The organism is Streptomyces cinereospinus, from assembly GCF_042430725.1.
Taxonomy (GTDB): domain Bacteria; phylum Actinomycetota; class Actinomycetes; order Streptomycetales; family Streptomycetaceae; genus Streptomyces; species Streptomyces cinereospinus.
Genome location: NZ_JBHMCY010000008.1, coordinates 50,308 through 64,286, shown reverse-complemented (window position 1 = coordinate 64,286; position 13,979 = coordinate 50,308). Strand labels below are relative to the sequence as shown.

Genomic DNA, 13,979 nt, shown 5'->3' with positions numbered 1-13,979 from the left:
TTACATCGCCTCTGACCTGCGCTTTGTGGTCCACGGCCGCGATGCGGTGTCGCCTGGACGGAGTAATCCGGCGAGAGATCGCGGGCCTCCCGGGTGATCGTGGGTTTACACCTCCCCGGAGGTGAACCACCTTCTGACCGGGGCCAAGAGCCTTCCGGACGGCGAAAGCAGGCACGGTTCATGGCGACTTTGTGCAGACCCTCGGTGTCCGTTCCAGAGCACGTGATCACGATGGAGGAGACGCTGGAGCTGGCCCGCTCCCGGCACCCCGACCATCCCCAACTCCCGCTGGCCCTCCGGCTGATCGAGAACACCGGCGTGCGCACCCGGCACATCGTGCAGCCCATCGAGGAGACCCTCAAGCACCCCGGGTTCGAGACGCGCAACAAGATCTACGAGGCCGAGGCCAAGGCCCGGGTGCCGGCGGTGGTGCAACGGGCCCTCGACGACGCCGAGATGCTCACCGGCGACATCGACGCGATCATCTACGTGTCGTGCACGGGCTTCATGATGCCCTCGCTCACGGCCTGGCTGATCAACGCGATGGACTTCTCCAGCAACACCCGCCAGATACCCATAGCCCAGCTGGGCTGTGCGGCCGGCGGCGCGGCGATCAACCGGGCCCACGACTTCTGCATGGCCTACCCCGACGGCAACGTGCTGATCGTGGCCTGCGAGTTCTGCTCGCTGTGCTATCAGCCCACCGACCTCGGTGTCGGATCGCTGCTGTCCAACGGCCTGTTCGGCGACGGCATCGCCGCGGCCGTGGTCCGCGGCCGCGGCGGCACCGGCGTGAAGCTGGAGCGCAACGGCTCGTACCTGATCCCCAAGACCGAGGACTGGATCTCGTACGACGTCCGGGCCACGGGCTTCCACTTCCTGCTGGACAAGCGGGTGCCCGGGACCATGGAGCCGCTCGCGCCGGCGCTGCACGAGCTGGCCGGCGCCCACGGCTGGGACGCCTCCGACCTGGACTTCTACATCATCCACGCCGGCGGCCCCCGCATCCTCGACGACCTCAGCAAGTTCCTGGAGGTCGAGCCGCACGCCTTCCGGTTCAGCCGGGCCACGCTCACCGAGTACGGCAACATCGCCAGCGCCGTCGTACTGGACGCGCTGCGCCGGCTGTTCGACGACGGCGGCGCCGAGCACGAGGCGCGCGGACTGCTCGCCGGGTTCGGTCCCGGCATCACCGCGGAGATGTCCGTGGGCCGCTGGCAGACCGACGGGACGGCGTGAGATGAGCGAGGAGACGACCACCCGGAGGGGCGCCCGCCCCTCCGGGCCGCCGGCCGACGCCCCGCCCGCGACCCGGTGAGCACCCGGTGACCGCGACCGAGGGACTGCTGGTGCCGCCGGGGCGCGGCCGGATCGTCCAGACCCCGGCCCAGCACGTCACGTTCAAGGTGACCGGCGCGCACTCCCGGACGGCGTCCACCTTCGAGGTGATCGTCCCCCCGGGCTTCGACGTGGGCGCTCATGTGCACACCCGCAGCGAGGAGCTGTTCTACGTGCTCGAGGGCGAGCTGGACGTGCTCGCCTTCGAGCCTCGCGTGCGGACCCCCGACAACTGGCAGCGCTGGGAGTCCCCTTCGGGCAACCGGGTGGTGCGGGCGACACCGGGCACGGTCATCGTCGTACCGCCCGGCTGCCCGCACGCCTTCGCCAACCCGACGGAGACCCCCGCGAAGATGTTCTTCCAGGCGTCCCCGCCGCCGGACCACGAGCGCTACTTCGAGGAACTGCTGGAGATCCTGCGGGACGGGGGCCCGCCGGACCACGCGGCGATCGAACAGCTGCGCGCCCGCTACGACATCCAGCAGCTGACGCCGCTGCGGCACAGATGAGCGACCGGGCCCGGGGACCGGGGGCCGGACCGGGGGTCACCGGATGGACATGCCGGAGATCGTCCGGGCGATCACCAGACGCTGGATCTCGCTCGTCCCTTCGAAGATCGTGTAGATGGCGGCGTCGCGGTGCATCCGCTCCACCGGGTACTCCCGCGTGTAGCCGTTGCCGCCCAGGATCTGGATGGCCTGGGCGGTGACCGTCTTGGCCGTCTCACTGGCGAACAGCTTGGACATCGACCCCTCGGCGGCGGTGAACGGCCTGCCGTTGGCCGCCATCCAGGACGCCCGCCACACCAGCAGCCGCGCCGCGTCGACGGACGTGCGCATGTCCGCGAGCTGGAACGCCACGCCCTGGTTGTCGATGATCGGCCGGCCGAACTGCTCACGGGTCGTGGCGTACTCCAGCGCCACCTCGTACGCGGCGCGGGCGGTGCCGACCGCCATGGCGCCGACCGCCGGGCGGGACGCCTCGAAGGTGGCCATCGCCGCGTTCCTCACCCGCTCACCGCCGACCCGGGCCTTCTCCCGGGCCCGCGCCAGCCGCTCGTCCAGCTTCTCCCTGCCGCCGAGCAGGCAGGAGCCGGGGACGCGGACGTCGTCGAGGACCACCTCGGCGGTGTGCGAGGCGCGGATGCCGTGCTTCTTGAACTTCTGCCCCTGGGAGAGCCCCGGCGTGTTCGGCGGGACGATGAAGGAGGCGTGGCCCTTGGAGCCCAGCCCGGGGTCGACGACCGCGACGACGACGTGGACGTCGGCGATGCCGCCGTTGGTGGCCCAGGTCTTGGTGCCGTTGAGCACCCACTCGTCCTTGGCCTCGTCGTACACGGCGCGGGTGCGCAGGGACGCCACGTCCGATCCGGCGTCGGGCTCGGAGGAGCAGAAGGCGGCGACCTTGACGTCGTCGGCGTCGCCGTACATCTGCGGGATCCAGGTGCCGATCTGCTCCTCGGTGCCGTTGGCGAGCACGCCCACGGCCGCGAGGCCGGTGCCGACGATCGACAGGGCGATGCCGGCGTCGCCCCAGAACAGCTCCTCCATGGCCATCGGGATGCCGAGGCCGGTGGGGTCGAAGTACTGCTGGGCGTAGAAGTCGAGGGAGTAGATGCCGACCTTGGCGGCCTCCTGGATGACCGGCCAGGGAGTCTCCTCACGCTCGTCCCATTCGGCGGCCGCGGGGCGGATGACGTCGGCGGCGAAACCGTGCAGCCAGTCCCGGACCTCCTTCTGTTCGTCGTTGAGCTCCATGGTGAACCCGGCCATGTCCCCTCCAGCGGCGCACGTGCATGTTACTTGCGGTAACAACAGTCTGTTACCCGCGGGTAGGAAAAGTCAACTCACGACCGCTCCTCGGCAGCCCGTTCGAAGTCCCGGGCGAGTCGGGTGTTAGTTTGCGCTGGCGTCACCGATTCAGCACGGGTGGGGAGAGCTCATGGACACCACGCAGCGGACCGAGCAGAAGCGGTCCGCCGACCGCCGACGGCGTGAGCTGCTGGAGGCCGCCGACCGGGTCGTGCTGCGGGACGGCCCGCAGGCGTCGATGAACGCCATCGCCGCCGAGGCGGGCATCACCAAACCGATCCTCTACCGCCACTTCGGCGACAAGGGCGGGCTGTACGCGGCGCTGGCCAAGCGGCACACGGACGCCCTGCTGGACTCGCTGCGGGCGGCGCTGGACGCGCCGGCCGAGCGGCGTGAGCGGGTGGAGGCCACCCTGGACACCTACCTCGCGGCGATCGAGGCGCGGCCGCAGGTGTACCGGTTCCTGATGCACCCGGCGGAGGGGTCGCCGGGCGACCAGGGCTTCGACGTGGGCAAGCACTCCGCGCCGCTGCTGCGGCGGATGGGTGAGGAACTCGCCCAGGTGATCGAGGAGCGACTGGACCTCGGGCCCGGCAGCCAGCGGCTGGCCCGGGTGTGGGGGCACGGGATCGTCGGCATGATGCACGCCGCCGGGGACTGGTGGCTGCGGGAACGGCCCTGCTCCCGGGCCGAGTTGGTGCGGAGCCTGGCCGACCTGCTGTGGGGGCGGCTCGCGGCCGCGGGGGACCGGGTGGGTGGTCCCGGGTTCTGAGGGCCGTGTACCGTTCACCCGCCGGCAGGGACCCCTCGCGCGGTGCCCCGTACCGCCGGGCGACCTGCCGTTCACCGTACCGCCGGGCGACCTGCCGTTCACCGGCGCCAGGAGGCCCGGGCCACCTGCCGCATCAGGCGTCTGCGGCGCAGGCCCCGCACACGGTCCGCGTAGACGGTCCCCGCCAGGTGGTCGCACTCGTGCTGCAGGCAGCGGGCGAAGAACCCGGTGCCGTGGACCCTGACCGGCTCCCCGGTCGCCGTGCAGCCCTCCACCACCGCGTGGTCGAAGCGTTCCGTCCCCGCCTCCAGGCCCGGCAGCGACAGGCAGCCCTCCGGGCCGCGGACCACCACACCGTCCGCCTCCACCAGGCGGGGGTTGACCACGTGGCCCACGTGCCGCACGTCCTCGTCGTCGGGGCAGTCGTACACGAAGACCCGTGACGGCTCGCCGATCTGGTTGGCGGCCAGGCCGACCCCGTTCGCGGCGTACATCGTCGCGAACAGATCCTCCACCAGGTCCGCCAGGGCGCCTCCGAAGTCGCTGACCTCCCGGCAGGGCTGGTGCAGTACGGGGTCGCCGAGCAGGATGAGGGGCCGGACGCGCCCATGGGCGCCCGGGATCGGGCCGTGTCGCATGACCGCAAGGGTACGGTTCCTTCGGTCCGCGTCCGCCGCGCAGACACGGGCCGCGATTCGGGCAGGTGAGTGGAGGTCGATAGGCTGAGGCCTCACCACGTTGCCGGATGCTTCGGCGCGGCGCGTACGCAAGGAGGATCGAGAACTGATGGCAGGCAACTCGGACCCGCTCACGCCGCGGGCCAAGCTGGCCGTGACCGCGGGCAAGGCGGTCGCTGCGGCATCGCGCGCAGCGGGGCGCGGCAGCGGTTCGGTGATCGGTGGCCGGGTGGCCCTCAAACTCGACCCCGACCTCCTCGCCCGGCTCGCCCAGAACCTGGACGTGGTCCTGGTCTCGGCGACCAACGGCAAGACCACGACCACCCGGCTCATCGCCGAGGCGCTGCGCGCCGCCGGTCCGGTGGTGTCCAACGCGCTCGGCGCCAACATGCCGGCCGGCATCACCTCGGCGCTGGCCGGAAGCTCGGACGCCAAGTTCGGTGTCATCGAGGTCGACGAGAAGTACCTCGCCGGGGTGGCCCGGGACACCGACCCCAAGTGCATCGCGCTGCTGAACCTCTCCCGGGACCAGCTCGACCGCGCCGCCGAGACCCGGATGCTCGCCGAGAACTGGCGCGAGGGCCTGGCCGGGACCAAGGCCGTCGTCGTCGCCAACGCGGACGACCCGCTGGTGGTGTGGGCGGCGTCGTCCTCCCCCAACGTGATCTGGGTCGCCGCCGGGCAGATGTGGAAGGACGACGCCTGGTCCTGCCCGTCCTGCGGCGGTGTGATGCGGCGCCCCGGCGACGACTGGTTCTGCGCCGAGTGCGGCTTCCGCCGGCCCACGCCGAGCTGGGCGCTCTCCGGTGACCACGTGCTCGACCCGCACGGCTCGGCCTGGCCGATCCACCTCCAGCTGCCGGGCCGCGCCAACAAGGCGAACGCCACCTCCTCGGCCGCCGTGGCCGCCGTGTTCGGCGTGCCGCCGCAGGTCGCCCTGGAGCGGATGTACCAGGTGCAGGCCGTGGCCGGGCGGTACGACGTGGTGCAGTTCATGCAGCGCGACCTGCGGCTGCTGCTGGCCAAGAACCCGGCCGGGTGGCTGGAGACGTTCTCCCTCATCGACCCGCCGCCGACGCCGGTGATCCTGTCCGTGAACGCGCGCTCCGCCGACGGTACGGACACCTCCTGGCTGTGGGACGTCGACTACACGCGGCTGACCGGCCACCCGATCTTCGTCATCGGTGACCGCGGGCTCGACCTCGCGGTGCGCCTGGAGGTCGCCAACCAGCACTTCCAGGTCTGCGAGAACCTCGACCAGGCGGTGCAGCAGGCCCCGCCCGGCCGGATCGAGGTCATCGCCAACTACACCGCCTTCCAGGACCTGCGCCGCCGCGTCGGCAACTGACAACCACTCGGGAGACACTCGTGAGCGACAGCCAACTGCGGGTCATCTGGATCTACCCGGACCTGCTCAGCACGTACGGCGACCAGGGCAACGTCCTCGTCCTGGAGCGCCGGGCCCGGCAGCGGGGCCTGGACGTGGCCCGGATCGACGTGCGCAGCGACCAGCCGATCCCGACCTCCGGCGACATCTACCTGGTCGGCGGCGGCGAGGACCGTCCGCAGCGGCTCGCGGCCGAGCGGCTGCGCCGGGACGGCGGCCTGTACCGGGCGGTCGGGAACGGCGCGATCGTGTTCTCGGTGTGCGCCGGGTACCAGATCCTCGGCCACGAGTTCATCAACGACCTCGGCCAGCGCGAGCCCGGCCTCGGGCTGCTGGACGTGGTGTCCGCGCGCGGCGAGGGCACGCGGTGCGTCGGTGACGTGCTCGGCGACATCGACCCGCGCCTGGGCCTGCCCCCGCTGACCGGCTTCGAGAACCACCAGGGCGTCACCCACCTCGGCCCGACCGCGCGCCCGCTCGCGCGGGTGCGGTTCGGCAACGGCAACGGCACCGGCGACGGCACCGAGGGCGCGTACAACGACACCGTGTTCGGCACCTACATGCACGGCCCGGTGCTGGCCCGCAACCCGCAGATCGCCGACCTGCTGCTGAAGCTGGCGCTCGACGTCAACGCCCTGCCGCCGACCGACGACCGCTGGTACGAGGCGCTGCGCGACGAGCGCATCACGGCGGCGCAGCAGCCCGCCTGAGGCGCGTCCGCCGGCGGGCCCGGCGCCTTTTCGAGAGCCCGTCTGACGGTCCGTCCGCACAGCTGAGCGGGGCCGTCCAGCAGTCGGACGCACGGTTCGGTCCCGCCCCCCGGTGCCGCTAGGGTGGCGGGGATCGAGCCGGACAGCGTGGTCCGGATCCGGCCCACGTCGAGAAGGTATTTGGGGCTATGCGCATTGGTGTCCTCACGTCCGGCGGCGACTGCCCCGGCCTGAACGCCGTCATCCGGTCCGTCGTGCACCGCGCCGTCGCCGACCACGGCGACGAGGTCATCGGCTTCCGTGACGGCTGGAAGGGCCTCCTGGAGTGCGACTACCTCAAGCTCGACCTTGACGCGGTGGGCGGCATCCTCGCCCGCGGCGGCACCATCCTCGGTTCCTCCCGGGTCCGTCCCGAACATCTGCGCGACGGCGTGGAGCGGGCCAGGGGGCATCTCAAGGAGCTCGGTCTGGACGCGGTCATCCCGATCGGCGGCGAGGGCACGCTCAAGGCGGCCCGGCTGCTGTCGGACGGCGGGCTGCCCGTCGTGGGTGTGCCGAAGACCATCGACAACGACATCGCCGTGACCGACGTGACGTTCGGCTTCGACACCGCGGTGACCGTCGCCACCGAGGCACTGGACCGGTTGAAGACCACCGCCGAGTCGCACCAGCGGGTGCTGATCGTGGAGGTCATGGGCCGGCACACCGGGTGGATCGCCCTGCACTCGGGCATGGCGGCGGGCGCCCACGCCATCGTCGTCCCCGAGCGGCCCTTCGACATCGAGGAGCTGGCCGCGCGGGTCGGTGAGCGGTTCGAGGCGGGCAAGCGGTTCGCGATCGTCGTCGCGGCGGAGGGGGCGAAGCCGCGCCCCGGCACCATGACGTTCGACGAGGGCGGCAAGGACGTCTACGGGCACGAGCGGTTCGCGGGGGTCGCGCGGCAGCTCTCCGTCGAGCTGGAGAACCGGCTCGGCAAGGAGGCGCGGCCGGTCATCCTCGGGCACGTCCAGCGCGGTGGCACGCCGACCGCGTACGACCGGGTGCTGGCCACGCGGTTCGGGTGGCACGCGGTGGAGGCCGCGCACCGGGGCCAGTTCGGGATGATGACCGCGCTGAAGGGCACCGACATCGTGATGGTGCCGCTGGCCGAGGCGGTCGAGACGCTGAAGACCGTGCCCGCGGACAGGTACGCCGAGGCGGAGTTCGTGCTGTAGCCGTCCGTCCGGCCCCGAGACGCCCCGGTGACATCGTTCGCCGGGGGCGGTTCTAGTCTTGGGGCGGACAGACAGTACAACCCGCACGAATCAGGAGCCGTCGCATGGATCACAGCGGGCACGGCATGCCCATGGACTTGCCGCCGTTCACGCTGGGGCGGGGGCTTCAGTGGTCGGCGGAGCCGTTCTTCCTCGTGGCCTGCCTGCTGGCGCTCGCGCTGTACGGGTGGGGCGTCGTCCGGCTGCGGCGGCGCGGGGACGGCTGGCCGGTCGCGCGGACCGTGTCCTTCGTCACCGGCGTGCTGACCGTCGGGCTGATGATGTGCACCCGGCTGAACGACTACGGCATGGTCATGTTCAGCGTGCACATGGTGCAGCACATGGTGATCAGCATGCTGTCGCCGATCCTGATCCTGCTCGGCGCCCCGGTCACGCTCGCACTGCGCGCCCTGCCGCCGGCCGCCCGGGGCCACAAGGGGCCGCGGGAGCTGCTGCTGGCGCTGCTGCACAGCCGCTACATGCGGATCATCACGCACCCGGCGTTCACCATCCCGCTGTTCATCGCCAGCCTCTACGCGCTGTACTTCACGCCGGTCTTCGACTTCCTGATGGGCTCCAAGCCGGGGCACATCGCGATGATGGTGCACTTCTTCGCCACCGGTGTGGTGTTCTTCTGGCCCATCATCGGCGTGGACCCGGGGCCGCACCGCCCCGGATATCTGATGCGGATGCTGGAACTGTTCGCGGGCATGCCGTTCCACGCGTTCTTCGGCATCGCCCTGATGATGGCGTCGACACCCATGGTGGAGACGTACACCGACCCGCCCGCCTCGCTCGGCATCGACGCGCTCGCCGACCAGAACGCGGCGGGCGGCATCGCCTGGGCGTTCAGTGAGATCCCGTCCGTGCTGGTGCTGATCGCGCTGATGTTCCAGTGGTACGCCTCGGACCAGCGGCAGGCGCGGCGCAAGGACCGGGCGGCCGACCGTGACGGCGACAAGGAGCTGGAGGCGTACAACGCCTATCTGGCGTCGCTGAACGCACGCGGCAGCTGACCGGCCCGCCGCCGCGGCGGGACGGCCTCCGGTGTTCCCGCCGGCCGCGGCAGAAGGGCCTCCGGTGTTCCCGCCGGCCTGGATCGAGCACCAGTTCGTCGCACATGCTCTGGAAATCCGGCCCTCATTTCGCCGTCCGCATCGTGCGGAGGCGCAACGGGGGCACCATGGGAGGGAACGGACCAGAGGAGGGTGTTGCGATGCCCGGTTCCACGGACAGCTCTACGAAGACGATGGGGGTGATCACCGTCGGCGGACTCGTCGCGGTGACCGCCTACACGGTGGCGCTCGGCAGCAACGGCTGGCTGTGGTTCGGCTGGGTCGTGCTGGGCCTGATCACCCTGGGGATGGTGGCCACCCACAGCACCTGACGGGGCCGGATCACGCGCGGGGGAGCCGCCCCGCCGAGTGCACCCCCGGCTGGTACTTCGGCAGCCGGGCGGTGACCTTCATGCCCGCGCCGACGGCGGTCTCGATGACGAGGCCGTAGTCGTCGCCGTAGACCTGCCGGAGCCGGTCGTCGACGTTGGACAGCCCGATCCCGCCCGACCGGCTGACCTCACCGGCCAGGATGCGGCGCAGCAGGACGGGGTCCATGCCGGCGCCGTCGTCCTCGATCACGACGAGGGCCTCGGCGCCGGTGTCCTGGGCGGTGATGCTGATGCGGCACGTGCCCGCCTTGCCCTCCAGGCCGTGCTTGACGGCGTTCTCGACCAGCGGCTGGAGGCAGAGGAAGGGCAGCGCCACCGGGAGCACCTCGGGGGCGATCTGCAGCGTGACGGAGAGGCGGTCGCCGAAGCGGGCGCGGACCAGCGCCAGGTAGTGGTCGATGGCGTGCAGCTCGTCGGCGAGGGTGGTGAAGTCGCCGTGCCGGCGGAACGAGTAGCGGGTGAAGTCGGCGAACTCCAGCAGCAGCTCGCGGGCGCGCTCGGGGTCGGTGCGGACGAACGAGGCGATCACCGCGAGCGAGTTGAAGATGAAGTGCGGGGAGATCTGGGCGCGCAGGGCCTTGATCTCGGCCTCGATGAGGCGGGTGCGGGAGCGGTCGAGGTCGGCCAGTTCGAGCTGGACGGAGACCCAGCGGGCCACCTCGCCGGCGGCGCGGGCGAGGACGGCGGACTCCCGGGGCGCGCAGGCGACGAGGGCGCCGTGCACGCGGTCGTCGACGGTGAGCGGGGCGACCACGGCCCAGCGCAAGGGGCAGTCGGGGATGTCGCAGGCGAGCGGGAAGGCCTCGCCGCGGCCGGTCTCCAGAGGCCCGGCCAGGCGCTCCGTGATCTCGGCTCGGTGATGGGCGCCGACGCCGTCCCAGGCCAGGACCTGCGTGTCGTCGGTGAGGCACAGGGCGTCCGTGCCGAGCAGGGAGCGCAGTCTGCGGGCGGACTTGCGGGCCGTCTCCTCGGTGAGGCCGGCGCGCAGCGGGGGCGCGGCGAGCGACGCGGCGTGCAGGGTCTGGAAGGTGGCGTGCTCGACGGGGGTGCCGAGGCCTCCGAGGCTCTCGGGGCGGGCCGTGCGCCGGCCCAGCCAGAAGCCGGCGGCGAGCAGCGGAAGCACGGCGACGCACAGCCCGGCGACGAAACCGCTCACGCCGTCTCCTCCCCACCGGCCCCGTGCGAGCCTCCGCACGGGCCTGGGAGCAGCCCGCCACGGGCCCCGCGCCCGCTCGCACGCACGCCCCCACCAGGCCCCCACGCACCCGCGCGCACGCCCCCACCGCCCCGGCCCGAGCCCGCGCCCAACCCCTCGCCGGTCCCGCACGCACCCGCACGCCTGCCCCCACTGGTCCCCGACGCACCCGCACACAGCCCCCCGCCGCCCCGCCGCGAGCGGCTCAGCCCCCCACCAGCCCCACGCACCCCCGCACGCACGCCCCCACCAGGCCCCCACGCACCCGCGCGCACCCCGTCGCCGCCCCGGCCCGAGCCCGCGCCCAACCCCTCGCCGGTCCCGCACGCACCCGCACGCCTGCCCCCACTGGTCCCCGACGCACCCGCACACAGCCCCCCGCCGCCCCGCCGCGAGCGGCTCAGCCCCCCGCCAGCCCCACGCACCCCCGCACGCACGCCCCCACCGGCCCGCCGCGCACCCGCGCGCATCCCAGCGCCTCTTCCGCGCGTGCCCGCGCTCCCCGCGTCCCCTCTCCCGCAGCCGCGGTTCACGGCTTCACCTCCGCGTGGACTTCCTCCGGCAGATGGAAGCGGGCCAGGATCGCCGCCGTCCCCGCGGGCACGCGGTCCGGGGTGGCCAGGGACACCAGCACCATGGTCAGGAAGCCGAGCGGCACCGACCACAGCGCGGGCCAGGTGAGCAGGGCGTGCAGCGGGCCGGCGCCCGGGAGTCCCGCCATGGTGGCGGCCACCGCCAGGAGCGCCGAACCGCCGCCCACCAGCATCCCGGCCGCCGCGCCCGGCGGGGTCAGCCGCCGCCACCAGATGCCGAGCACCAGCAGCGGGCAGAAGGACGACGCCGACACGGCGAAGGCCAGCCCCACCGCGTCCGCCACGGGCAGCCCGCCCGCCGGCACGCTCGCCGCGAGTGGCGCGGCCATCGCCGCGACCGTGCCGAGCCGGAAGTGCCGCACGCCCCGCGCCGGCAGCACGTCCTGCGTGAGCACGCCGGCCACCGCCATGGTCAGCCCGGACGCCGTGGACAGGAACGCCGCGAAGGCGCCGCCCGCCACCAGCGCGCCCAGCAGATCGCCGCCGAGGCCGCCGATCATGCGCTCCGGCAGCAGCAGGACCGCCGCGTCCGCGTCGCCGGTGAGGGTGAGTTCGGGGGCGTAGATGCGGCCGAGGGCGCCGTACACCGGCGGCAGCAGGTAGAAGGCGCCGACCAGGGCGAGCACGGCGACCGTCGTGCGGCGGGCGGCGACGCCGTGCGGGCTGGTGTAGAAGCGGACGACGACGTGCGGCAGGCCCATGGTGCCGAGGAAGGTGGCGAGGATCAGTCCGTATGTGGCGTACAGCGGCCGTTCCTCACCGCTCTCGGCCCGCGCCGACGACAGACCGCCGCCACCGGCGGTGCCGGCCGTGGGGACGGGGGTGCCCTCGGCGAAGGTCAGGCGGGTGCCCTGCTCGATGCGGTGGGTGCCGGCCGGCAGCTCCAGCCGCCGTTCCCGGTAGGCGCGTGCGTCGACGGTGCCGGTCACCGTCACCGTCAGCGGGCGGTCGAGTCTCAGGTCGAGGGTGTCGTCGACGCGGACGACCCGCTGTTCGCGGAAGGCGGCCGGTTCGTCGAAGGCGTCGCGCGGGCCGTCGTCGCCCTGCCAGGCGAGAACCAGGAAGAGGGCCGGGACCAGCAGGGCGGTGAGTTTCAGCCAGTACTGGAAGGCCTGCACGAACGTGATGCTGCGCATGCCGCCCGCCGCCACGATCGCGGTCACGACGACGGCCACGATGACGCCGCCGAGCGAGTCGGGCGCGCCGGTCAGCACGGTCAGCGTCAGTCCGGCGCCCTGCAACTGGGGCAGCAGGTACAGCCAGCCGACGCCGACGACGAAGGCGCCCGCGAGCCGCCGTACCGCCGGGGAGGCGAGGCGGGCCTCGGCGAAGTCGGGCAGCGTGTAGGCGCCGGAGCGGCGCAGCGGGGCGGCGACGAACACGAGGAGCACCAGGTACCCGGCCGTGTAGCCGACCGGGTACCAGAGCATGTCCGGGCCCTGCACGAGGACCAGTCCCGCGATGCCGAGGAAGGACGCGGCCGAGAGGTACTCGCCGCTGATCGCGGCGGCGTTCAGGCGGGGGCCGACGGTGCGGGAGGCGACGTAGAAGTCGGAGGTGGTCCGGGAGATGCGCAGCCCGAAGGCGCCGACGAGGACGGTCGCCACGACGACCAGGGCGACGGCGGGGACGGCGTAACCGGAGTACACGCGGGCGCCCTCAGCGGTCCTCGACCAGGCGGACGAAGTCCCGTTCGTTGCGTTCGGCGCGGCCGACGTACCAGCGGGCGAGCAGCACCAGGGGCGTGTACAGGCAGAAGCCGAGGACGAGCCACTCCAGGCGGCGGGCGTCCGGGGTGACCGCGAACACCAGGGGCAGGGGACCGACGAGCAGGACGAGGACGGCGGACACGGTGAGGGCGGCGCGCAGCTGGGTGCGCATCAGGGAGCGGACGTAGGTGTGGCCGAGAGTGGTCTGCTCGTCGATCTCGGTGCGCGGGCGGTAGTAGCCGGAGAGCCGCGCGCGGGTGGGGGTGCGGCGGGGCGGGCCGGTGACGACGACCCGGCGCTCGGCGGACTCCGGGGGCATCGTCAGGACCTCCTCATCAGCAGGTCCCGCAGCTCACGGGCGTGGCGGCGGCTGACCTGGAGTTCCTCGGCGCCGACCAGGACGCTGACCGTGCCCGCGTCCAGCCGGAGTTCGCCGATGTGGCGCAGGGCGACCAGGTGGCGGCGGTGGATGCGGACGAAGCCGCGGGTGCGCCAGCGGTCCTCCAGCGTGGACAGCGGGATGCGGACCAGGTGGCTGCCCCTGCCGGTGTGCAGCCGGGCGTAGTCGCCCTGGGCCTCGACGTGGGTGATGTCGTCGACGGCGACGAAACGGGTCACGCCGCCGAGTTCCACGGGGATGTGGTCGGGGTCGGGCTCGTGCACGGGTATCCGCCCGGCGGTGCCGCGCTGCTCGGCGGCCCGGCGCACGGCTTCGGCGAGGCGTTCCTTGCGGACCGGTTTGAGGACGTAGTCGACGGCCTTGAGGTCGAAGGCCTGGACGGCGAAGTCCTCGTGCGCGGTGACGAAGACGACCAGGGGCGGCCGGGCGAACCCGGTGAGCAGCCGGGCCAGGTCCAGGCCGTCGAGGCCGGGCATGTTGATGTCCAGGAAGACCACGTCGACGGCCTCGGGTCCGTCCGGTCCGCACTCCAGGGCGCGGGTGATCCGGCGCAGCGCCTCGGTCGCGTCGCCGGCCCCCTCGGCGCTGCCGATCCGCGGATCCGCGTTCAGCAGGTAGAGGAGTTCTTCGAGGGAGGGGCGTTCGTCGTCGACAGCCAGGGCGCGCAGCATGAACGTGGAGTCTAGG

At 72.7% G+C, this 13,979-nt stretch carries 14 protein-coding genes; 8 read left to right on the top strand and 6 right to left on the bottom strand.

The window, feature by feature from the left end; genetic code table 11:
* The first annotated feature begins 93 nt into the window (after positions 1–93).
* Both ACFF45_RS06280 and ACFF45_RS06275 read left to right on the top strand, forming a co-directional pair.
* Entirely contained in the window at positions 94–1,239 is a 1,146-nt protein-coding gene (locus tag ACFF45_RS06280; RefSeq protein ID WP_381343010.1) for a type III polyketide synthase, read from the top strand.
* Positions 1,240–1,325: 86 nt separating this feature from the next.
* On the top strand, positions 1,326–1,847 hold the full coding sequence (locus tag ACFF45_RS06275) for a cupin domain-containing protein (protein WP_381343008.1): 522 nt from the start codon (positions 1,326–1,328) through the stop codon (positions 1,845–1,847).
* A 36-nt stretch (positions 1,848–1,883) separates the two neighbouring features.
* Here ACFF45_RS06275 and ACFF45_RS06270 read toward each other — a convergent pair whose 3' ends face one another.
* Positions 1,884–3,110: an acyl-CoA dehydrogenase family protein gene (locus tag ACFF45_RS06270; RefSeq protein ID WP_381343005.1), complete on the bottom strand. Its 1,227-nt coding sequence runs from the start codon at positions 3,108–3,110 to the stop codon at positions 1,884–1,886.
* Between the two features lie 169 nt (positions 3,111–3,279).
* Here ACFF45_RS06270 and ACFF45_RS06265 point away from each other — a divergent pair, with 169 nt between their 5' ends.
* Positions 3,280–3,921: a TetR/AcrR family transcriptional regulator gene (locus ACFF45_RS06265; RefSeq protein ID WP_381343002.1), complete on the top strand. Its 642-nt coding sequence runs from the start codon at positions 3,280–3,282 to the stop codon at positions 3,919–3,921.
* Between the two features lie 98 nt (positions 3,922–4,019).
* Here the strand turns inward: ACFF45_RS06265 and def are convergent, their stop codons facing one another.
* Positions 4,020–4,559, bottom strand: a complete 540-nt coding sequence (gene def, locus ACFF45_RS06260; protein WP_381343000.1) for a peptide deformylase — start codon at positions 4,557–4,559, stop codon at positions 4,020–4,022.
* A gap of 148 nt (positions 4,560–4,707) precedes the next feature.
* On the opposite strand from def, the gene ACFF45_RS06255 reads away from it, so the two are divergent.
* From ACFF45_RS06255 to ACFF45_RS06235, 5 genes are all read left to right on the top strand, one after another.
* Positions 4,708–5,946, top strand: a complete 1,239-nt coding sequence (locus tag ACFF45_RS06255; protein WP_381342997.1) for a Mur ligase family protein — start codon at positions 4,708–4,710, stop codon at positions 5,944–5,946.
* A gap of 20 nt (positions 5,947–5,966) precedes the next feature.
* The gene (locus tag ACFF45_RS06250) at positions 5,967–6,695 is read left to right on the top strand and encodes a type 1 glutamine amidotransferase (protein WP_381342995.1); all 729 of its coding nucleotides are present in this window, start codon (positions 5,967–5,969) and stop codon (positions 6,693–6,695) included.
* 188 nt (positions 6,696–6,883) lie between these two features.
* Positions 6,884–7,909: a 6-phosphofructokinase gene (locus tag ACFF45_RS06245; RefSeq protein ID WP_381342992.1), complete on the top strand. Its 1,026-nt coding sequence runs from the start codon at positions 6,884–6,886 to the stop codon at positions 7,907–7,909.
* A 104-nt stretch (positions 7,910–8,013) separates the two neighbouring features.
* Complete coding sequence (locus ACFF45_RS06240; RefSeq protein ID WP_381342989.1) at positions 8,014–8,964, top strand: cytochrome c oxidase assembly protein; 951 nt, start codon at positions 8,014–8,016, stop codon at positions 8,962–8,964.
* 200 nt (positions 8,965–9,164) lie between these two features.
* Positions 9,165–9,335 (top strand): hypothetical protein, encoded by a 171-nt coding sequence (locus ACFF45_RS06235; RefSeq protein ID WP_381342987.1) that lies wholly within the window; start codon positions 9,165–9,167, stop codon positions 9,333–9,335.
* Between the two features lie 10 nt (positions 9,336–9,345).
* Here ACFF45_RS06235 and ACFF45_RS06230 read toward each other — a convergent pair whose 3' ends face one another.
* From ACFF45_RS06230 to ACFF45_RS06215, 4 genes are all read right to left on the bottom strand, one after another.
* Positions 9,346–10,551, bottom strand: coding sequence for a sensor histidine kinase (locus ACFF45_RS06230; RefSeq protein ID WP_381342984.1), 1,206 nt, complete (start codon positions 10,549–10,551; stop codon positions 9,346–9,348).
* A gap of 568 nt (positions 10,552–11,119) precedes the next feature.
* On the bottom strand, positions 11,120–12,832 hold the full coding sequence (locus ACFF45_RS06225) for a sodium/solute symporter (protein ID WP_381342982.1): 1,713 nt from the start codon (positions 12,830–12,832) through the stop codon (positions 11,120–11,122).
* A 10-nt stretch (positions 12,833–12,842) separates the two neighbouring features.
* Positions 12,843–13,211: a hypothetical protein gene (locus ACFF45_RS06220; RefSeq protein ID WP_381342979.1), complete on the bottom strand. Its 369-nt coding sequence runs from the start codon at positions 13,209–13,211 to the stop codon at positions 12,843–12,845.
* Positions 13,212–13,213: 2 nt separating this feature from the next.
* Positions 13,214–13,963: a LytR/AlgR family response regulator transcription factor gene (locus ACFF45_RS06215; RefSeq protein WP_381342977.1), complete on the bottom strand. Its 750-nt coding sequence runs from the start codon at positions 13,961–13,963 to the stop codon at positions 13,214–13,216.
* Positions 13,964–13,979: the final 16 nt, after the last annotated feature.

Excerpts from the sequence above, each read along its gene's own strand:
- ACFF45_RS06270 (WP_381343005.1), bottom strand. The coding sequence starts at position 3,110 with ATGGCCGGGTTCACCATGGAGCTCAACGACGAACAGAAGGAGGTCCGG.
- ACFF45_RS06265 (WP_381343002.1), top strand. The coding sequence starts at position 3,280 with ATGGACACCACGCAGCGGACCGAGCAGAAGCGGTCCGCCGACCGCCGA.
- def (WP_381343000.1), bottom strand. The coding sequence starts at position 4,559 with ATGCGACACGGCCCGATCCCGGGCGCCCATGGGCGCGTCCGGCCCCTC.
- ACFF45_RS06255 (WP_381342997.1), top strand. The coding sequence starts at position 4,708 with ATGGCAGGCAACTCGGACCCGCTCACGCCGCGGGCCAAGCTGGCCGTG.
- ACFF45_RS06245 (WP_381342992.1), top strand. The coding sequence starts at position 6,884 with ATGCGCATTGGTGTCCTCACGTCCGGCGGCGACTGCCCCGGCCTGAAC.
- ACFF45_RS06240 (WP_381342989.1), top strand. The coding sequence starts at position 8,014 with ATGGATCACAGCGGGCACGGCATGCCCATGGACTTGCCGCCGTTCACG.
- ACFF45_RS06235 (WP_381342987.1), top strand. The coding sequence starts at position 9,165 with ATGCCCGGTTCCACGGACAGCTCTACGAAGACGATGGGGGTGATCACC.
- ACFF45_RS06220 (WP_381342979.1), bottom strand. The coding sequence starts at position 13,211 with ATGCCCCCGGAGTCCGCCGAGCGCCGGGTCGTCGTCACCGGCCCGCCC.
- ACFF45_RS06215 (WP_381342977.1), bottom strand. The coding sequence starts at position 13,963 with ATGCTGCGCGCCCTGGCTGTCGACGACGAACGCCCCTCCCTCGAAGAA.